Genomic DNA, 17,439 nt, shown 5'->3' on the forward strand with positions numbered 1-17,439 from the left:
AAAGCACACTATCTGAAGATTTGCGACATAAGCCGGGGGCGTTTTGTGCGGCCCTGCGGCAGGTGACGGTTCAGCCGTTTTCCGATCAGGCCAAAGACGGTGATGATGCACAGCGTCACCAGCACGAAATAGCCCGCCAAAATCGGATAGGGGATGAAGGGGTTAAAGGTCTTGTCGGCAAAATAGGAGGCGTAATAGAGCGCGTCGCCTTTTTGCTGCAAGGCCGGGAAGCCGGAGAAGAACACCAGCGTGGTCGAGTGAAAGATAAAGATCGCCTCATTGGTATAGGCGGGCCAGGCAAGCCGCAGCATGGTCGGCCAGACGATGCGACGAAAGCGCGGCCAACCGGAAAACCCATAGGCATCGGCGCTTTCCAGATCGCCTTTCGGCACGGCCATGAGCGCGCCAAAGAAGATCTCGGCGGAATAGGCGGTGGTGTTGAGCCAAAGAACAATCGCGGCACCAAGCCAGGCGTCCGTCAGGTTGTCGAACTGCGGAAAGGCCTGTTTGAGGCTCAGGAAGAGGAAGTAGCCAAAGAAGAACTGGATGAACAAAGGCGAGCCGCGGAACACGAAGATGAACCATTCGGCGGGTTTGCGGACGGCCTTGTTCGAGGAAGCTTTCGCCAAGGCAATCGCTTGGGCGGAGAAAAAGCCCAAAAGGATCGCCAAGAGGCCAAAATAGATATTCCACAACATGCCCGAGCCGATCAGCGTGACCTGATCGCAAAGCGTGATGTCGGTAGTCGGCAAGCGGCGTTCGCCAAAACCCAAAGACCGGAAGGCGTAGCTTGCGATGGTCTCTGAACAGCTCATGCGCCCGCTCCCGCCTTGCGCATGGCTTCGCCTGCGGCGGTGGCTTGGCCGTGAGACAGCTTGCGGGTGATGCGGCTCAGGACCACTTCGGAGACTTTGGTGAACAGCAGGTAGAACACCAGAAGCCCAAAGAAATAATACATTCGCCAGTCGCCATGCGGGTAGTCGGTGAAGCGCGCGGTCTTGGTGCCGCCCAGCTCCTTGGCCCAATAGACCACATCCTCGACACCCAAGAGGAACAGCAAAGGCGTTGCCTTGATCAGAACCATCCAGAGGTTCGACAGACCGGGCAGGGCATAGGTCCACATCTGCGGCACCATGATGCGCCAGAATGTCTGGCGCTTGGTCATGCCATAAGCCTCGGCGGTCTCGATCTGGCCATGGGGCACGGCTTTGAAAGCGCCCGCAATCACATTGCCCGCGAAGGCACCAAAGACGATGGCAAAGGTCAGCACCGCAAGGGCAAAGCCGTAAATCTGGTGATAGACCTCGGGGGCGGAGTTCTGCGGCAGCTTGGCTGCGGCGCAGACGACGAAATCATTGCCCTGACGGATCGGCTGATCCCAGTCAGAACAGAGAACCTGATGGCGCATCCACTCAAGACCTTGGTCGAGTGCGATGACGAAAAACAGGAAAAACGCGATGTCCGGCACGCCGCGCACGATGGCCATATAGAGGTTCGAGAGCCATTTCACGGGAACAAGATGCGAGCGCGATCCGGCCGCGGCGCCAAATCCAAACCCAAGCGCCAGAGGGGCGGTGACCGCCAAAAGCAAAAGCACCGTCCCGAAGGAGGCGTAGAAAGACATGTGCTTTCCGGTCGTCAGGTAACAGCTGAGCCAGGCAAGGCGGTCAAGCGTGTCAGGATCGGCGCAATAGGAAAAGATGGGACACCTGTTTGGCGGGGATCGGGAAAGGGCAGGCCGCGCGTTCGCGCCCCGCCCGAAATGTTACGAGATGGGATTATTCGAAGATCGGGCTGTCATCACCCAGATATTCGAGGATCATCTCGTTGAGCGTGCCGTCTTCCTTCATGGAGGCGATGGCCGTGTCGAATTTGGCGCGCAGTTCCGGGTCGGATTTGCGGAACCCCATGCCGATGCCGATGGACAGGGCGACGTCTTCCCCCACCCACATGGCGGTGCCTTCTTCGACCACGGGCACGAGCGTGTCTTTGTCGGCAAAGACCGCATCCGCTTCGCCTGCGAGCATGGCGGCGAGGCTGTCCTCGAAGGACGGGAATTCCAAAAGGGTGGCGCCGGTGTCGACAACGTGTTGAGACTGGATCGTCGAGGCCTGTGCCGCGATCACGCCACCTTCGAGGTCCACGCCTTCAGACATGGCGGCATAGGAGGAATAGGACGGCGGGGTGTAGTTTTCGGAAAAGTCGATCTTCTCCTTGCGGGCGTCGGTGATCGACATGCCGGCGATGATGGCATCGTAGTTGCCGGACAGGAGGTTCGGGATGATCGAATCCCAGTCGTTGGTCACCCATTCGCATTCCAGCTCGGCGCGGGCGCAAAGCTCGTCGCCCAGCACGCGTTCGAAACCGGCCACTTCGCCGTTGTCGTCGATGTAGTTGTACGGAGGGTAGGCGCCCTCGGTGCCCAGACGGATGGTCTCGGCGGAGGCAGCGCCTGCCAAAAGGGCGAGGGCGGCGGCGGAAAGAAGGATGTTCTTCATGAATGTCTCCCGTAAATAGCGCTTATGATTAGGCCGGAACAGTCGCGCTGAGGAACTGTTTGAGCCGTTCGGATTTGGGCGCGCCAAAGAGGTCGGACGGCTTGCCCTCCTCCTCGATCAGCCCTTTGTGGAGGAACACGACATGGTCGGAAATATCCGCGGCCATGCGCATGTCATGGGTCACGATGATCATCGTGCGGCCCTCTTCGGCCAGCGCCTTGATCACCTTGATCACCTCTTGTTCGAGCTCGGGATCGAGCGCGGAGGTGGGTTCGTCGAACAACAATGCCTGCGGTTCCATGCAGAGCGCGCGGGCAATCGCCGCCCGCTGTTGCTGGCCGCCTGACATCTGCGCCGGGTAAACATCGCATTTGTCGCCGATGCCGACCTTGTCGAGATACATCCGGGCCTTTTCCTCGACCTCCTTGCGGTCACGGCCCATCACCGTGATCGGTGCTTCCATGACGTTTTGCAGGATGGTCATATGGGCCCAGAGGTTGAACTGCTGGAACACCATCGACAGGTTGGTGCGGATGCGGGTGACCTGTTTGCGATCCGCCGGGCGACGGTGCAGGCCTTCGCCCTTCCAACTGATGGGTTCGCCATTGAACAGAATCTCGCCCTTCTGGCTGTCCTCCAACAGGTTGGCACAGCGCAAAAGCGTGGATTTCCCCGACCCCGACGAGCCGATGAGCGAGGTCACATGGCCGCGGGGCGCGGTCATGGAGGCGCCTTTCAACACTTCGAGGTCTCCGTAGGATTTGTGCAAATCACGGATTTCGATGACGGGCGTTTCGGAATTTGAATCTTTGGTCAGCATTGCCAAGAGTTAGGGCTAATCTTTCGGCAGATGCAACAATCATCAGCAGAATGCCGCAGCGTCCCGCCGGGTTTTTGATCAAATCTAGGGCTCTCGCCTAGGGCTTAGGCGGGGTTGGGGGCGATTCAGCGAGGTGATCGCGTGCAGGTTGTTTGGAGTTTCCGGTCGCAGAGGAAGACGATTCCCGCTGGGGACGTCTTTAAAAGCTGGCTTAAAGGCTGGCCTCAACCCGTTGCCGCGCCAAAGCGCTGTCTTGATCCTTGACGCCCAAGAGGTTCGCAACCAGACGCAGCAAAGCATCCTCATCCTGATCGCGCACCCCATCGGCCAGAACGACGGACCACAGCCCCTCGATCACATGGATGCGCTCCTCATAGGGCACGGCCTCTTTCAGCGCGCGGGTAAAGCGCACGGTGTCGGGCGCTTCGGCTTCCAATTGTTCGGCTTCGGCACGTAGGCTCGCGGCCTCAAATGGACCAAGCTGATAGCGGGTCATCAAGAGCTTTTCGATCCGCTGCGCCTCTTCGGGGGCATAGACGCCGTCAGAGCGGGCCACGCGCACCAAAAGCGCGGCCATCGCGCGGCGCGCATCACTGTCTTTGAGTGGCTGAGGCGCCGGTTGCAGCAGGGTTTTGAGAAAATCGCCAAACATAAGAGAGGATATAGGGCAGGGCGCGGGCTTGGGGAAGCCTCTGCGGGCATCACGTTCTCGCGCGTCAAAAGAAACGCCCGCGAGGCTGCGGGCGTTCGATCATAAGGCTCAGTATTTCCGCGGCACGTAAAGCTCCGGCGGCAACACGGCGCGCTCGTAATCTTTCTTGTAAATCCGCTCTGGCAGATGCACGTCCTCATGCGGTATCTCGTCGTAATCGAAGAGCGACAGCAAATGGTCGATGCAATTCAGCCGCGCGCGTTTCTTGTCGTTGCCTTCGACGATATACCACGGCGCCTCGGGGATGTTGGTGCGGAAGAAGGTGTCTTCCTTCGCCTTGGTGTAATCTTCCCACCGGATGCGCGATTGCAGGTCCATCGGCGAGAGTTTCCACTGTTTCATCGGGTCGTGAATGCGCATGAGGAATCGCATCTGCTGTTCCTCGTCGGTGATCGAGAACCAGTATTTGATCACCTTGATCCCGGAGCGCACCAACATGCGTTCGAATTCGGGAACGTCTTGGAAAAATTGTTCGACCTGATCCTCATCGGCAAAGCCCATGACGCGCTCGACGCCCGAACGGTTGTACCATGAGCGGTCAAACAGCACCATTTCGCCTGCCGCCGGCAGGTGCGGCACGTAGCGTTGGAAATACCATTGCGATTTTTCCCGATCAGACGGCGCGGGGAGCGCCACGACGCGCACAACACGCGGATTGAGGCGCTGGGTGATGCGTTTGATCACGCCACCTTTGCCCGCTGAGTCGCGGCCTTCGAACAGCACGACGACCTTCTGACCGGTCTCTTCCACCCAATCGTGCAGCTTGATCAATTCCGCCTGAAGCCGCAGCAGTTCGCGAAAATAGACCGAGCGTTCGAGCATGTCGGGATGCTCTTTCTGGTAAATCTTCTTGATTTCACGCGACAGGATGGAGTCTTCAAGCTCAATCTCCCATTCCTCGTCCAGCGTGTCCGCGAGTTCCGCTTCCAACCAGTCCTGGGCTTCTTTGTCAAAGCTCATGATGCGCTCCTGTCTCCCATGTCTAAAACCGCGTGGCGCGGCACAAATTCTTTGCCGCTTTAACCACTCATATATGACGGTTTCTTAATGGAAAAGGATCGGCAGCAGAGAGGCGACCAAAAGAGCGGCCATTGTCCAGTTAAACGCCACCAAACGGCGCGGATTGGTCAAAATGCGACGCATTTCCTGACCGAGCCGGGCCCAGATGGTGATCGCTGGCACGTTCATGAACATAAACCCGATGGCGACGATCCCCGCCGCGATCCATGTGGTGTCCTGCGCGTAATTGGTCTGCGCGCCGATGGCCATGATCCAGGCTTTTGGATTGACCCATTGAAAGGCGGCGGCTTGCAACAGGGTCATCGGTTTACCGTCCGCTTCGCCCTCCTTGGGCGCGGAGGCATGGGCGATTTTCCACGCCAGCCACAGCATATAGAGCACCGCGACGATCAGCATGACCTGACGCAACAGCGGAAAGGTTTCAAAGGCTTCGGCCAGCCCCAGCCCGACGATGAACACCATCGAGGTGAACCCGAGCGTGATCCCGGCCATATGCGGCAACGACCGTTTCAGGCCAAAGTTGGCGCCCGAGGCCAGGAGCATCAGGTTGTTCGGCCCCGGCGTGACCGAGGTGACGAAGGCGAAGGCCAGAAGGGCGAGGAAGAGTGTCATGTCCATGGCGGCGAGATTAATCTTTCTCTTGTGCAATGGGCGTGCAAATATCCTGTGCGAATAGAGGTTTTTTGCAAGACATCACGGCTATGGATCAAATCGACGAAAAGATATTGCGTGAACTGGCGCGGGAAGGGCGATTGAGCAATCTCGATCTGGCAGACCGTATCGGTCTGTCGCCCTCCGCCACCTCGCGCCGGGTGAGCGAGTTGGAGCGTCTGGGCGTGATCCGGGGCTACCGGGCGGTGATTGATCGCGATCAGGTCGGGCAGGGGTTTCTGGCCTATATCACCGTGGGTCTGTCTGTGCACAACAAGGCCTCGCAAAAAGGCTTTGAGGCGGCGATGGAGACCGCTTTCGAGGTCAAGGAATGTCACAATATCGCGGGGGCGTTCGAATACCTGCTGCGCGTCGAAGCGGCGGATTTGAATGCCTATAAACGATTTCATACCGAGGTTTTGGGCACAGTGCCGAATGTCGCCGCAATCACCTCTTATATCGTGATGGAAAGTCCGAAAGACCTGCGCGGGTGATCCGTTTTTTTGAGTCTTTCTTGCTGCTATGAAGGGACAGGCGTGATAGGGCCGGAGCAACAGGAGGCCGCGCCATGTACCGACCGAACAATTCCGCCATCGACGATCCCGCGATGCTGCGCCATGTGATGGCGGAGATCGGCTTTGCCGCGCTTGTCACGCCACATGACGAAGGCATCGAGATTTCGCATGTGCCGGTGGTGGTCTATGAGGCCGACGGCGAGACCGTGATCGAGACTCATCTGGCGCGGGCCAATGCGCATTGGAAACTGGCGGGTGCGCGATCTGTGCTGATTTTTCAAGGTCCGCAGGCCTACGTCTCGCCGTCGTTTTATCCATCGAAACGGGTGGATGGCAAAGTCGTGCCGACATGGGCCTATATCGTGGTCCATGCCCATGGGGCGTTTGAGGCGTTCAATGACACGGAAGGGTTGGGGGCCCATCTTGAGGCGCTGACCCACCGGCATGAGGCGGGCCGTGCGGAGCCCTGGACCGTGTCGGACGCGCCAGTGCCCTATGTGGCGGCGTTGAAACGTGGCATCGTGGGGTTGCGGTTCCGGCCAGAGCGGCTTGAGGGCAAATGGAAGGTCAACCAGCATAGGAGCGCCGAAGATCGGCAGGGCACCTATCAGGGGCTGATGCAAGCGGGCGAGCAGGGGGTCGATCTGGCGCAGGCTTTGGCGAGCTTTTCGGCGGGGACTGCCCCTGAGTGATCTGGTGCGTAATCTGGCGCGTGATCTGGTGCGCCCTTCGATTTTTGTCGCGACATCGGCGAGAAATCAATTTTATCGCAATCATCCCCGGCTAAGGTGGATCACGTCGTCACGTCAAAGCGAAAGGTGCAGGTCATGCTTCAGGATAAAAAATCCGATCTCGACTCGGAGAAGCAAAAGAAAATTCTGAGCCGTCTGGTGAAGGTGCTCAGCGAGGAGCATCCTGAACTCTATTACCAACCGACAGCAGAGATTGCGGGGCTGGTGATGGGGATGATCGAGGAGGGCAAAAGCCTCAACGGTGAGGAGCGCCATCTGATGCAGCGCCTGTCCTTGCGCGACATTGAGGTGCTTCTGAGCCTGCATTAAAGACGAAAAAAGGCGCCCCGAAGGACGCCTTAGTCTCTTTTCCATTGCGTTTGAGGCTTACACCAAACGCGAATTCTCTTTCGCCGCGCGGATGAAGTCGCGGAACAGCGGCGCGGGCGCGAAGGGCTTCGATTTGAGCTCCGGATGATATTGCACCCCAATGTACCAAGGGTGATCCGTGGCTTCGACAATCTCCGGCAGGCGCCCGTCCGGCGACATGCCAGAGAAGATCAGGCCGCATTTCTCAAGCTGTTCACGGTATTTCGTGTCCACCTCATAGCGGTGACGGTGGCGTTCCTCGATCTTGGTCGATCCGTAAATCTCGGCGACTTTCGAGCCCTCTTTGAGCGAGGCGGTATAGGCGCCCAGACGCATGGTGCCGCCCTTGTCGTCATCGGCCTTGCGCTGCACGGTGTGGTTGCCCTGCACCCATTCTTTGAGGTGGTAAACCACCGGCTCGAAACGCTTTTTCCCGGCTTCATGGTCGAATTCCTCGGAGCCGGCCGTGGGGATGCCCGCGAGGTTCCGCGCTGCTTCGATCACCGCCATTTGCATGCCGAGACAGATGCCGAGGTAGGGCACCTTGCGTTCGCGGGCGAATTGCGCCGCTTTGATCTTGCCTTCCGTGCCGCGCTCGCCAAAACCGCCGGGCACGAGGATGGCGTCAAAGCCTTCGAGATGGGGGGCGGCGTCTTCATGCTCGAAGGTTTCCGCATCGACCCATTCGACATTGACCTTCACCCGGTTGGCCATGCCGCCATGGGTGAGCGCCTCTGCGATGGATTTATAGGCGTCTTCGAGCTGGACGTATTTGCCGACGATGGCGACTTTGACCTCGCCCTCGGGGTTGAAAATCCGGTCTGCGACGTCGTGCCACGTCGAGAGATCGGGCTTCGGCGCGGGCGCGATGTTGAACGCGTCGAGCACCGCCTGATCGAGACCTTCGCGGTGGTATGCGAGCGGCGCCTCATAGATGGATTTCAGATCGGGCGCGGCGATCACGTCCTCTTTGCGGACGTTACAGAACAGCGCGATTTTTTCGCGCTCTTTCTCCGGAATCGGATGTTCGGAGCGGCAGACCAGAACGTTCGGCTGCAACCCGATGGTGCGCAACTCTTTGACGGAGTGCTGCGTCGGTTTGGTTTTCAGTTCGCCGGAGGCCGCGATGTAGGGCAGGAGCGTCAGGTGCATGAAGATACACTGGCCACGCGGGCGGTCTTGGGCGAATTGGCGGATGGCTTCGAAGAAGGGCAGGCCCTCGATGTCACCCACGGTGCCGCCGATCTCGCAGAGCATGAAATCGACCTCATCATCGCCCACGGCGAGGAAGTCTTTGATCTCGTTGGTGACATGCGGAATCACCTGAATCGTCTTGCCGAGGTAATCGCCGCGACGCTCTTTTTCCAACACATTGGTGTAGATGCGGCCGGAGGACACGGAATCGGTCATGCGCGCCGAAACACCGGTGAACCGCTCGTAGTGGCCGAGGTCCAGATCGGTTTCCGCGCCATCGTCGGTGACGAACACCTCGCCATGCTCAAACGGGCTCATCGTGCCGGGGTCGACGTTCAGATAGGGGTCCAGCTTACGCAACCGCACCGAATAGCCACGGGCCTGCAACAAAGCGCCCAAAGCGGCAGAGGCGAGGCCTTTGCCAAGAGAAGAAACCACACCGCCGGTGATGAATACGTAGCGTGCCATGGGCTGGAGATGCTCCCGTGATAGTCCGAATTTTTGGTCTGAACGTTGCTCCAATGACCATTTGCGCCGATCTCTCGACCGGCTGGCCTCTGCTCAAAACAACGGTGTTCACGGGATTTAAGAAGTAACAGATTCGGCCATCCCGCGCAACCAAACCGCAACATGTTGAGGGGAATTTCCCCTCAACTCTCAAGGTCTTGTTAATCTTTGAAGATTAGGCCGCGCGCAGCGCGAGCGTTTCGTCTGCGGATTAGTCGGCGCGCGGTGCGCTCTGCGGCGCGTCCGAGGCGGACGGCGGCAAGAGATCAGCGCCAGACGGCAGAGCCGGTGCATCCGTGGCAGCGGGGTCTTCACCGTCGAGCACAACCCCATCCATCACCGAAGAGCTTGCGGCTTCCTGCCGGGCCAGAACCGTGAGCGTGATTGAGGTGGCGATAAAACCGATGGCGAAAATCCATGTCAGTTTGGCCAAGGCCGTCGCTGCCGCACGGCCGGTCATGACGTCGCCGCCACCGCCCATGCCAAGGCCGCCACCTTCGGATCGCTGCAAAAGCACAATGCCAATGAGGCAGAGCGCGAGGATCAGGTGGATGACGAGGATGACATTTTCCATGGATCAGGCCTTTGGGGTCGTTCGATGGGGCTACTTAAGGGGTCTCATGCCATCGCGCAACCCCGAATGGAGGGGGCAAAGCCGCCTGGGCTTGTCTTTCCCGCGATCCATGACATTTTGAGCGCATGAGCGCCCCTTTTTCGATCCGCCCCGCCACCTTTGAAGATGCCCTGTCGATTGCCAAAACGCAGGTTGCCGTCTGGCATACCGCCTATCGCGACATTCTGCCGGGGGCGCTGATGGATCGTATGACCGTGCCGGATCGTGAAAAGGGCTGGCAGCGCATCCTTGAGGCCTATGAGGCCTCCGGGTGCGGTGCGGTGTTCGTTGCCGAGCAAGAGGGCAAGGTCGTGGGGTTTCTGTCCTGTGGAGATCAGCGCGACGATGCGCTTTTGGGTCGGTTTTCAGGCGAGATTTCTGCAATTTACGTCGAGGCGTCGCGTCAGGGGATCGGCACGGGCTTGATGGCCGCTGGCGCACGGGCTCTTTTGGACATGGGGCATGAGGCCGCCGCACTTTGGGTGCTCTCCGAAAATGCAGTGGCGCGCGCTTTTTATGAGAGCTTGCAGGGGGCGCAGGTGGCGGAACGTTTGGCCGAGGACGGCATGAGTGAGGTGGCTTATGGCTGGGCAAGCCTGTCGGAGTTGGCGCGGGCATAACCCGCCTCGATCTCCAACAGCCTCTGTTTGCGCCAAAGCCCGCCGCCATAGCCGGTCAAAGCCCCATCCGCGCCGATCACCCGATGGCAAGGAATGAGAATCGCGATCTGGTTGGCGCCATTTGCGCGGGCGACCGCGCGCGAGGCCGTGGGACGGGCGATGTCTTGTGCCAGTTGGCCATAACTGCGGGTCTCTCCAGCGGGGATGGCGCGCAGGGCGTCCCAGACTTGGGCGTAAAAGTCGCTGCCGTGATAGGTGAGCGGCACGGTGAACGCGGAGCGCGTGCCGTCGAAGAACTCGGTCAACTCCTGCGCCAGTTGGTCATGCACAGGCGTGCGCCCGAACCCAAGCCGCCCCTTCGCACCCTCGGCCAATTTACGCAGTTCGGTCGGCAGTGCCTTGCGGTCCATGAATTCGAGAAGATGCAGAGTGCGCGTATCCGCCGCCGCGATCATCGGTCCGAGGGCCGTGTCGATCCAGTCGATGGACAAGAGCGGATCAGCACTTAAGGAACCGGGTGCGATGCTCAAAAGCGCGCCGACGCGGGCGCGAAAGGCCGAGGGGGAGGAAAACCCAGCCTCAAGTCCCGCTTCCAACACCGTGCCGCCATCGCCGATCACTTCGAACCCGCGCCGGAGCCGTTCCAGCCGTGCCATCTCCAGAAAGCTCATGCCGAAATGCCGTTTGAACGCGCGGCGCACCGTGCCCCGGTCATATCCCCTCTCGGTCAAATCCGCCTCGCGCCAGCGGTGATCCGGGCGGGCGTTCAGCGCAGTGAGCAGCTCTTCAATCACCGGCTCGGCATCTGTGGCGGCCTTCAGGGGCTGACAGCGTTTGCAGGGGCGAAACCCCGCCTCGATACAGGCGCCGAGACTGTCGAACCAACGGCAATTTTCCGGCTTTGGTTTGCGCGCCGGGCAGGTGAGACGGCAAAACACGCCGGTGGAGGTGACGCCCACCCAGGCGCGGCCTTCAAAGCGCGGGTCGCGCGCCAAAAGCGCCTTATATAAGGTGTCGGCATCGGGCAGTTTGAAATCGGGAAGGTCGAAGAGCGTCATGGAGCATAACCTAGCGCATCAAATCCCCCCTGTCCGCCGGGAAAGCGGCGTCTATTTTTCGCCTCAGCGACAGGGGACGACCCGGCGTTCGATTTAATGGTTTCATCGGCCCGTATGGGTCGCTATACAGCGACGGGTTTTCATCCGATCATAAGGACTCACTATGGCTAACGTCGTCGTTGTCGGCGCCCAATGGGGTGACGAGGGAAAAGGCAAGATCGTGGACTGGCTCTCCGAGCGCGCAGATGTGATCGCGCGCTTTCAGGGCGGTCATAACGCGGGCCACACGCTCGTCATCGACGGCAAGGTCTACAAGCTGAACGCGCTGCCGTCTGGCGTGGTGCGCGGCGGCAAGCTGTCGGTCATCGGCAACGGGGTCGTGCTCGATCCCTGGCATCTCGTGAAAGAGATCGCCGCGATCCGTGAGCAGGGTGTTGAGATCACGCCGGAGACCTTGATGATTGCGGAAAACACGCCGCTCATCCTGCCGATCCACGGCGAGCTGGACCGCGCGCGTGAAGAGGCCGCCTCCAAAGGGACTAAAATTGGCACCACTGGCCGCGGCATCGGCCCGGCCTATGAGGACAAAGTGGGGCGTCGCTCCGTGCGCGTGGCCGATCTGGCCGACGAAGAGACGCTGATCGCCCGCGTCGATCGTGCGCTTCAGCACCATGATCCGCTGCGCAAAGGCCTTGGCATCGAGCCGGTGGACCGCGAGCGTTTGATCAATGATCTCAAAGAGATCGCCAAGGAAATCCTGCCCTACGCGGCGCCCGTTTGGAAAGTGCTCAACGACAAGCGCAAAGAGGGCAAACGCATTCTGTTCGAAGGCGCTCAAGGCGCGCTTTTGGACATCGATTTCGGCACCTATCCCTTTGTGACCTCGTCGAACGTTATTGCCGGTCAGGCGGCGACGGGCGTGGGTCTTGGCCCGAATGCGATCAACTATGTTCTGGGCATCGTCAAAGCCTACACCACCCGCGTGGGCGAAGGCCCGTTCCCGACCGAGCTGAAAGATGCGGATGGGCAGCGTCTGGGCGAACGTGGGCATGAGTTCGGCACTGTCACCGGCCGTCAGCGCCGCTGTGGCTGGTTCGACGCCGCTCTGGTGCGCCAGACCTGTGCGACCTCGGGCGTGACCGGGATTTCGTTCACGAAGCTCGACGTTCTCGACGGCTTTGAGACGCTGAAAATCTGCGTGGGCTATGAGCTGGACGGCAAAACGCTCGATTATCTGCCGACTGCCGCCGAAGAACAGGCGCGCTGCACGCCGATCTACGAGGAAATGCCGGGCTGGTCCGAGTCGACCGAAGGCGCGCGCTCCTGGAACGATCTGCCGGCCAATGCGGTGAAATACGTCCGCCGCGTCGAAGAGCTGATCGAATGCCCGGTGGCTTTGCTGTCCACCAGCCCCGAGCGCGACGACACGATCCTCGTGACCGATCCCTTCGTGGATTGATCCGATGGCGCTGAGCTACAAGGCCCGGCGCCGTCTGGCGCTTTTGGTTCTGGTGCTGGGGCTGCCGGCCTATATCGTGCTGGCGGTCTCGCTCGTGAACCTCTTTGAGCGCCCTTCGATCTGGGTCGAGTTCGGCATCTATGTCGGGCTTGGCGTGCTCTGGGCCTTTCCGCTCAAGGCGGTTTTCAAAGGCATCGGCCAGGCCGACCCGGACGCGCCGCCAAGCGACGATCACACCGATTAAAGCAAAGTAATGCAAAAAGGCCGCCCCGAGGGACGGCCTTTTTCTTTGCTCTGTCTTACGCTCAATGCGGTTTGAACCGGGTGCTTTCAGCGACCGCGAATTGGCCCCGGCTCAGTTTGCGAATCTTGCCCTGACGCAGCAGCTGACCGAAGGAGCGCAGGCGCTCCTCAACCGGCATGCCCTCGGGCATCGCCTCTTGGGCCAGATGCATGATCTGTGGGCGCGTCACAGTTTCGCGGCCTTGCACGAAATTGGAAAACGCCGTGGCGGCTTCCAACAGTTCCGGCAGGCTTTCGGCGCCCAGAGTTTCGGCGAATTCGGCAAAGCTCGTGCCGGTCTCGGGCGCCTCAGACGCGATGGCATCGGCCTCGTCAAAGCTTTCCGTTTCCTGCACGGCCAAAGCGGTGCGCGACACCCGGCGCGGACGCACGGGCGTGATGTTGGCGCCACCGGGAACCTCGGTCGGCGTGTCGATGCGCTGTTCGGAGACCAGCATCAGCGGCGGCAGTTGCCGACGGATCTGATGCGTGCCTTCCGGGCGGCTCGGGCGGACGACGCGGGCCAGATCTTCTTTGTAATCCTGGGCTTCGTCTTCCTCGATGGTCTCGCCTTTGCCAGCTTTTTCAGCGCGAATGGCGCCGACGGCGGCCTTGAGGTGCTGAATCGCGTTGCGGCGGCGGGTGTTTTCGCCCTTGGCCATTTCGCGATCGGTTTCGTCCATCAGACGCGACATGGAAGCGTCGGAGGCGTCGAACACATTGGCGGCATCGGCGCCGTCATCCTCATCGTCGCTGTCGGAGAAGAGCGCCGTGTCTTCCTCGACCTCGGCCTCTTCGGTCTCGTCCGTTTCCGCACCGATGGCGGCGACTTCGGCCAGCTCGCGCATCAGATCGTCTTCGTCCTCGGCGTCGAGGGTGGAAGAGCCCAGCTCGCGGCGCAGTTTGGCGGCGAAATCGTCATCTGTTTCGGCGGTGTCTTCGCTGTCCGCGTCGGCTTGTGCTTCGAAATCGGCACGGCGCATTTTCACGACGCGGGCGCGCACGCGGCGCAGCGGATCGTTGGCGGCCTCTTCCTCTTCTGCGGCGTCCTCTTCGGGGCGGGTGGCCTCGGCAATATCGGCGGCCAGATTCGGGTCCATCTCATGCAGCTCGGTGTCGGCGTCCAGAACGGGCGCCTCTTCCTCTGCGGTTTCTTCGGTCAGGGAGGACAGCACATTGCCAAGGGTTTCGTCCTCATCGGCGACAGCCTCATCCGCGTCGTCCTCGATCTCTTCGAGCGCGATGGTTTCGGCTTCGGCGGCTTCAACTTCGAGGGGTTCGACCTCAGCGGTTTCCCCCTGATCTTCCGCCGCGATCTCGGCGTTCATTTCGGCAAGGATGGCCGCAGCCTCTTGGAACGGTGCAGCTATGCTGGACAGTTCTTCGGCTTCGATCTCTTCGACCGTCTCCTCGATCACGGGGGCTTCCGTGATCTCAAGGACTTCGTCCTCAATCGTCTCAACAGAGATTTCATCAAGGGTCACCTCGACGGGCGCCTCTGCGATGATGTCGTCTTCAACGATGCTTTCGATCAGCTCTTCGGCCTCTTCGACGCTGTCTTCCTCCGGCTCCTGAGCCAGCGGCGCGCTGAAATTCATGGCGTCGTTCTGATCCTCGACGAAATCGGCCTGATTGCGCTGAGCGACGGCGGCGCGGATGCGTTCGAGTTTGTCGGCAATCGAGCTGCCCGCAGCCAGCGCAGGCGCGGCAGAAGGCGTGGCGGCGGGGCGGGTGACAGGCTGAGCAGCGACCGCTTTCACATCTTCTTTGGGGGCTTCCTCGACAGGGGGCTCGGCAGTTTTCTCGACGGTTTTCTGTGCAACCTCTGCGCTCACTGGGGCTTTGGGCGCGGCTCGAGGTGCCAAGGGGGCAGGAGCGGCGTTCACCGCATCTTGGGTTTCACCCATCTGGCGCAGCACAAGGCCGCCCTCCTGCACACGGGCCTCAACCCGGCGCTGGATTTCCTTTTCCGCAATAGAACTCAACATCTGCGGGTCCGGCGTCGGAGGCTCGGCTCCGAAATACCGGTCGTCGGCTGCAAGATCGCGGAAATACTCCGCGATGGACCGCATCGTGTTGAAGGGATCGTCGAATCCCTCCAGCGTACAGGAGAATGTCCCATAGGATACGGTCAGAATTTTACTGTCACTTACCATGCCTAAACTCGCTTTCTGACTTGCTCAGCAGCTCCTTGTTTACCATGAATTGGTTCCAAAATCGGAACAGAACAAGGAAATGGTCGTGATCTTTTCCTGTCCAAAATGTGGCAAAGAGGTTAACCGTTTCTTATGAAAATCAACGAACCCATTCTAATTACTGAGAAAAACGTCACTTTTCTAGGGGGCGGCATAATTTGTGGTACTTTGCTGAAAAAGACACTTTCTCACGCGCCGTGTCTTGTGGCGGCGGATGGTGCGGCGGGGCAGGCGCTTGCGCTGGGGTATCGTCCTGACCGAGTCATCGGCGATTTCGACAGCCTGACGGAGGACATGCGCGCGGCGCTTCCCGAAGAATGCCTGATCCATGTGCCGGAACAGGACAGCACGGATTTCGAGAAATGCCTGACGCGGGTGGAGGCGCCCATGATCTTTGGCGTGGGTTTCACTGGCGCGCGGATCGATCATGAGTTGGCGGTCTATGCGACACTGACCCGTTTCCCGAACCGGCGCTGTATCATCTTGGGGACGGAAGACCTGTGTTTCATGGCGCCGCCTGAACTGATGTTGCCGACAGAGCCGGGGCAGCGCGTGTCGCTTTTCCCGATGGCGACGGTGGCGGGGCGCTCGGAAGGGCTGCGTTGGCCCATCGAAGGACTGGATTTCGCGCCGGATCGCCGGATCGGCACCTCGAATGCGGCGGTGGCGACAGAGGTGCGGCTTGAATTTGATCAGCCGGGGATGATGGTGATTCTGCCACGTGAAAGCTGCGATGCGGAACTGGTGGCGCGGCTGATCGCGGCGCCCAAATGGCCGCTTTAGAACGCGGTCGGATCGCCGGGGACAGCGGGTTTTTGCAGGTTCACGCGCTCGCGATGGATCAGGTAAAGCCCGGCGGCGACAATCACCGCGATGCCGAGCCAGACCACGGGCGAGGGGAAATCGCCAAAGATCAACAGCCCCGCAAGGGTTGAAAACGCCAGTTCCAGATAGGCCAGAGGCGCGATGGTGGCGGAGGGCGCGAGGGTGAGCGCCAGCGTCAACCCCTGATGCGAGAGGGTGGCGGCAATGCCGACGCCGATGAGCCAGAGCCAGAAAATGCCCTTAGGCATCGCCGCATCGAGCGGGCCACCGGAGCCGTCGAAGATGACCAGCAAAGGCAGGGCGACGACCAAGGCGGCGAGCGCCGTGGTGCTTTGCAGCGCGACCGGGTGGTAATGGCGCAGGGCGCGGGTCACCAGCATGTAACAAGAGAAAAAGAACCCGGCGGCGAGCGGCAAAAGTGCGGCGGAGCCGAAGTTCAACAGGCCGGGGCGCACCACGATCAACACGCCGACAAAGCCAACCAGCGCGGCAAGGATACGGCGCGGGCCGACCTCTTCGCCAAAGAGCATCCAGCCGAGGAGGAGGATGATGAAAGGCTCGACAAAGGTGATCGCCAGCGCATCGGCCAAGGGCATGATCGAGACGGCCCAAACAAAGGCGAAAGTCGCCGCCAGCGTGAAAAGCCCACGCAGAAAAATCAGTGCCGCATCGCGGGCCGAGTGCAGCATCGGCAAGCGCATCACCAAGGCGATGGGCAACAACAAAGCGCCTTGCACCAGAAACCGCGCGGCGGTGATCTGGCCGACCGCATGTTCGGCGGCGGCGAGCTTGGCAAAGACGTCGATCACCGGCGCGACGGCGCAGTAGATCAGCATCATCGCCATGCCCAGAAGCGGGCGGTCTTGTTTTGGGGAGGCGCTCTGTGTCATGCGCCCATTTGCTATGCGCGCTGTTGGGGATGCAAGCTTTGTGGCTGTGCGTCGCTGGTTTTGCGGTGAGAGGGAACGCGCATCTCACGCGTCAGGTCGGGTCAGGATGTAGAGCGCGCCAATGCCGATCAAAACGGCCTGAAGCCCGAGATATATCGGCGGGATGCGCAGGATCAGGGTGGGGATAAAGCTTGAGAGCATCATGGTGATCGACAGCACCTTGATCCGGCGGGGGATGGCGCCGGTTTCCTCCCAGGCGCGTATGCTGGGGCCAAAATGGCCGTGATTCAACAACCACGCCCGCAAACGCGGCGAGCCTTTGGTGAAAAAGAATGCGGCCAGGATCAGGAAAATCGTGGTCGGCATCACGGGCAAGAACACACCGATAAAGCCCAGCACCACGCAAAGCGCGCCGAGTGTCAGATGTATGTATTTCACGATCCGGTCCGTCATGGGGAGAGCCTGACATAGGTGTCTTTC

At 60.3% G+C, this 17,439-nt stretch carries 20 protein-coding genes; 7 read left to right on the plus strand and 13 right to left on the minus strand.

Features of this window, described 5'->3' with window-relative positions; all coding sequences use genetic code 11:
• Nucleotides 1–8: 8 nt before the first annotated feature.
• The 7 genes from LC094_RS12080 to LC094_RS12110 form a co-directional block, all read right to left on the minus strand.
• A complete protein-coding gene (locus tag LC094_RS12080; RefSeq protein WP_226553051.1) occupies nucleotides 9–815 on the minus strand; it encodes an ABC transporter permease in 807 nt (268 codons plus the stop codon).
• A complete protein-coding gene (locus LC094_RS12085; protein ID WP_219785365.1) occupies nucleotides 812–1,702 on the minus strand; it encodes an ABC transporter permease in 891 nt (296 codons plus the stop codon). The genes LC094_RS12080 and LC094_RS12085 overlap by 4 nt, the downstream gene beginning before the upstream one ends.
• A 76-nt stretch (nucleotides 1,703–1,778) precedes the next feature.
• Entirely contained in the window at nucleotides 1,779–2,498 is a 720-nt protein-coding gene (locus LC094_RS12090; protein ID WP_226553052.1) for a transporter substrate-binding domain-containing protein, read from the minus strand.
• A 28-nt stretch (nucleotides 2,499–2,526) separates the two neighbouring features.
• Complete coding sequence (locus LC094_RS12095; RefSeq protein WP_226553053.1) at nucleotides 2,527–3,318, minus strand: ABC transporter ATP-binding protein; 792 nt, start codon at nucleotides 3,316–3,318, stop codon at nucleotides 2,527–2,529.
• A gap of 211 nt (nucleotides 3,319–3,529) precedes the next feature.
• Nucleotides 3,530–3,970 carry a tellurite resistance TerB family protein gene (locus LC094_RS12100; RefSeq protein WP_226553054.1) on the minus strand — a complete coding sequence of 147 codons (441 nt, stop codon included), beginning with the start codon at nucleotides 3,968–3,970 and terminating at the stop codon, nucleotides 3,530–3,532.
• Between the two features lie 108 nt (nucleotides 3,971–4,078).
• Nucleotides 4,079–4,990: a polyphosphate kinase 2 gene (gene ppk2, locus LC094_RS12105; protein ID WP_226553055.1), complete on the minus strand. Its 912-nt coding sequence runs from the start codon at nucleotides 4,988–4,990 to the stop codon at nucleotides 4,079–4,081.
• Between the two features lie 84 nt (nucleotides 4,991–5,074).
• Nucleotides 5,075–5,668, minus strand: a complete 594-nt coding sequence (locus tag LC094_RS12110) for a LysE family translocator (protein WP_226553056.1) — start codon at nucleotides 5,666–5,668, stop codon at nucleotides 5,075–5,077.
• An 83-nt stretch (nucleotides 5,669–5,751) separates the two neighbouring features.
• Here LC094_RS12110 and LC094_RS12115 point away from each other — a divergent pair, with 83 nt between their 5' ends.
• From LC094_RS12115 to LC094_RS12125, 3 genes are all read left to right on the plus strand, one after another.
• A complete protein-coding gene (locus LC094_RS12115; protein WP_226553057.1) occupies nucleotides 5,752–6,195 on the plus strand; it encodes an Lrp/AsnC family transcriptional regulator in 444 nt (147 codons plus the stop codon).
• A gap of 74 nt (nucleotides 6,196–6,269) precedes the next feature.
• The gene (locus LC094_RS12120) at nucleotides 6,270–6,908 is read left to right on the plus strand and encodes an FMN-binding negative transcriptional regulator (RefSeq protein ID WP_226553058.1); all 639 of its coding nucleotides are present in this window, start codon (nucleotides 6,270–6,272) and stop codon (nucleotides 6,906–6,908) included.
• A 135-nt stretch (nucleotides 6,909–7,043) separates the two neighbouring features.
• Complete coding sequence (locus LC094_RS12125; protein WP_226553059.1) at nucleotides 7,044–7,277, plus strand: hypothetical protein; 234 nt, start codon at nucleotides 7,044–7,046, stop codon at nucleotides 7,275–7,277.
• A gap of 57 nt (nucleotides 7,278–7,334) precedes the next feature.
• Here LC094_RS12125 and LC094_RS12130 read toward each other — a convergent pair whose 3' ends face one another.
• Both LC094_RS12130 and secG read right to left on the minus strand, forming a co-directional pair.
• Nucleotides 7,335–8,978: a CTP synthase gene (locus LC094_RS12130; protein WP_226553060.1), complete on the minus strand. Its 1,644-nt coding sequence runs from the start codon at nucleotides 8,976–8,978 to the stop codon at nucleotides 7,335–7,337.
• 250 nt (nucleotides 8,979–9,228) lie between these two features.
• Nucleotides 9,229–9,591, minus strand: coding sequence for a preprotein translocase subunit SecG (secG, locus tag LC094_RS12135; RefSeq protein ID WP_226553061.1), 363 nt, complete (start codon nucleotides 9,589–9,591; stop codon nucleotides 9,229–9,231).
• Between the two features lie 125 nt (nucleotides 9,592–9,716).
• Here secG and LC094_RS12140 point away from each other — a divergent pair, with 125 nt between their 5' ends.
• Nucleotides 9,717–10,250 carry a GNAT family N-acetyltransferase gene (locus tag LC094_RS12140; protein WP_226553062.1) on the plus strand — a complete coding sequence of 178 codons (534 nt, stop codon included), beginning with the start codon at nucleotides 9,717–9,719 and terminating at the stop codon, nucleotides 10,248–10,250.
• Here LC094_RS12140 and LC094_RS12145 read toward each other — a convergent pair.
• Nucleotides 10,211–11,308 carry a bifunctional transcriptional activator/DNA repair enzyme AdaA gene (locus tag LC094_RS12145; protein WP_226553063.1) on the minus strand — a complete coding sequence of 366 codons (1,098 nt, stop codon included), beginning with the start codon at nucleotides 11,306–11,308 and terminating at the stop codon, nucleotides 10,211–10,213. The two genes, LC094_RS12140 and LC094_RS12145, sit on opposite strands and share 40 nt — an antisense overlap.
• Before the next feature lie 163 nt (nucleotides 11,309–11,471).
• Between LC094_RS12145 and LC094_RS12150 the strand changes: the two genes are divergently transcribed.
• Both LC094_RS12150 and LC094_RS12155 read left to right on the plus strand, forming a co-directional pair.
• Nucleotides 11,472–12,767, plus strand: coding sequence for an adenylosuccinate synthase (locus LC094_RS12150; protein ID WP_226553064.1), 1,296 nt, complete (start codon nucleotides 11,472–11,474; stop codon nucleotides 12,765–12,767).
• Between the two features lie 4 nt (nucleotides 12,768–12,771).
• Nucleotides 12,772–13,011, plus strand: coding sequence for a DUF2842 domain-containing protein (locus LC094_RS12155; protein ID WP_226553065.1), 240 nt, complete (start codon nucleotides 12,772–12,774; stop codon nucleotides 13,009–13,011).
• A gap of 61 nt (nucleotides 13,012–13,072) precedes the next feature.
• Here LC094_RS12155 and LC094_RS12160 read toward each other — a convergent pair whose 3' ends face one another.
• On the minus strand, nucleotides 13,073–15,205 hold the full coding sequence (locus tag LC094_RS12160; RefSeq protein WP_226553066.1) for a hypothetical protein: 2,133 nt from the start codon (nucleotides 15,203–15,205) through the stop codon (nucleotides 13,073–13,075).
• Between the two features lie 132 nt (nucleotides 15,206–15,337).
• On the opposite strand from LC094_RS12160, the gene LC094_RS12165 reads away from it, so the two are divergent.
• The gene (locus tag LC094_RS12165; RefSeq protein WP_226553067.1) at nucleotides 15,338–16,027 is read left to right on the plus strand and encodes a thiamine diphosphokinase; all 690 of its coding nucleotides are present in this window, start codon (nucleotides 15,338–15,340) and stop codon (nucleotides 16,025–16,027) included.
• On the opposite strand, the gene LC094_RS12170 is transcribed toward LC094_RS12165, so the two are convergent.
• Entirely contained in the window at nucleotides 16,024–16,959 is a 936-nt protein-coding gene (locus LC094_RS12170) for a DMT family transporter (RefSeq protein WP_226553068.1), read from the minus strand. The two genes, LC094_RS12165 and LC094_RS12170, sit on opposite strands and share 4 nt — an antisense overlap.
• Nucleotides 16,960–17,043: 84 nt before the next feature.
• Nucleotides 17,044–17,412, minus strand: a complete 369-nt coding sequence (locus LC094_RS12175) for a YbaN family protein (protein WP_226553069.1) — start codon at nucleotides 17,410–17,412, stop codon at nucleotides 17,044–17,046.
• Nucleotides 17,413–17,439: the final 27 nt, after the last annotated feature.

It is taken from the genome of Celeribacter naphthalenivorans, from assembly GCF_020524585.1.
Classification (GTDB): Bacteria; Pseudomonadota; Alphaproteobacteria; order Rhodobacterales; family Rhodobacteraceae; genus Celeribacter; species Celeribacter naphthalenivorans.

Coding starts and splice junctions, on each gene's coding strand:
- LC094_RS12080 (WP_226553051.1), bottom strand. CDS start 815: ATGAGCTGTTCAGAGACCATCGCAAGCTACGCCTTCCGGTCTTTGGGT.
- LC094_RS12090 (WP_226553052.1), bottom strand. CDS start 2,498: ATGAAGAACATCCTTCTTTCCGCCGCCGCCCTCGCCCTTTTGGCAGGC.
- LC094_RS12095 (WP_226553053.1), bottom strand. CDS start 3,318: ATGCTGACCAAAGATTCAAATTCCGAAACGCCCGTCATCGAAATCCGT.
- LC094_RS12100 (WP_226553054.1), bottom strand. CDS start 3,970: ATGTTTGGCGATTTTCTCAAAACCCTGCTGCAACCGGCGCCTCAGCCA.
- ppk2 (WP_226553055.1), bottom strand. CDS start 4,990: ATGAGCTTTGACAAAGAAGCCCAGGACTGGTTGGAAGCGGAACTCGCG.
- LC094_RS12110 (WP_226553056.1), bottom strand. CDS start 5,668: ATGGACATGACACTCTTCCTCGCCCTTCTGGCCTTCGCCTTCGTCACC.
- LC094_RS12115 (WP_226553057.1), top strand. CDS start 5,752: ATGGATCAAATCGACGAAAAGATATTGCGTGAACTGGCGCGGGAAGGG.
- LC094_RS12120 (WP_226553058.1), top strand. CDS start 6,270: ATGTACCGACCGAACAATTCCGCCATCGACGATCCCGCGATGCTGCGC.
- LC094_RS12125 (WP_226553059.1), top strand. CDS start 7,044: ATGCTTCAGGATAAAAAATCCGATCTCGACTCGGAGAAGCAAAAGAAA.
- LC094_RS12130 (WP_226553060.1), bottom strand. CDS start 8,978: ATGGCACGCTACGTATTCATCACCGGCGGTGTGGTTTCTTCTCTTGGC.
- secG (WP_226553061.1), bottom strand. CDS start 9,591: ATGGAAAATGTCATCCTCGTCATCCACCTGATCCTCGCGCTCTGCCTC.
- LC094_RS12140 (WP_226553062.1), top strand. CDS start 9,717: ATGAGCGCCCCTTTTTCGATCCGCCCCGCCACCTTTGAAGATGCCCTG.
- LC094_RS12145 (WP_226553063.1), bottom strand. CDS start 11,308: ATGACGCTCTTCGACCTTCCCGATTTCAAACTGCCCGATGCCGACACC.
- LC094_RS12150 (WP_226553064.1), top strand. CDS start 11,472: ATGGCTAACGTCGTCGTTGTCGGCGCCCAATGGGGTGACGAGGGAAAA.
- LC094_RS12155 (WP_226553065.1), top strand. CDS start 12,772: ATGGCGCTGAGCTACAAGGCCCGGCGCCGTCTGGCGCTTTTGGTTCTG.
- LC094_RS12160 (WP_226553066.1), bottom strand. CDS start 15,205: ATGGTAAGTGACAGTAAAATTCTGACCGTATCCTATGGGACATTCTCC.
- LC094_RS12165 (WP_226553067.1), top strand. CDS start 15,338: ATGAAAATCAACGAACCCATTCTAATTACTGAGAAAAACGTCACTTTT.
- LC094_RS12170 (WP_226553068.1), bottom strand. CDS start 16,959: ATGACACAGAGCGCCTCCCCAAAACAAGACCGCCCGCTTCTGGGCATG.
- LC094_RS12175 (WP_226553069.1), bottom strand. CDS start 17,412: ATGACGGACCGGATCGTGAAATACATACATCTGACACTCGGCGCGCTT.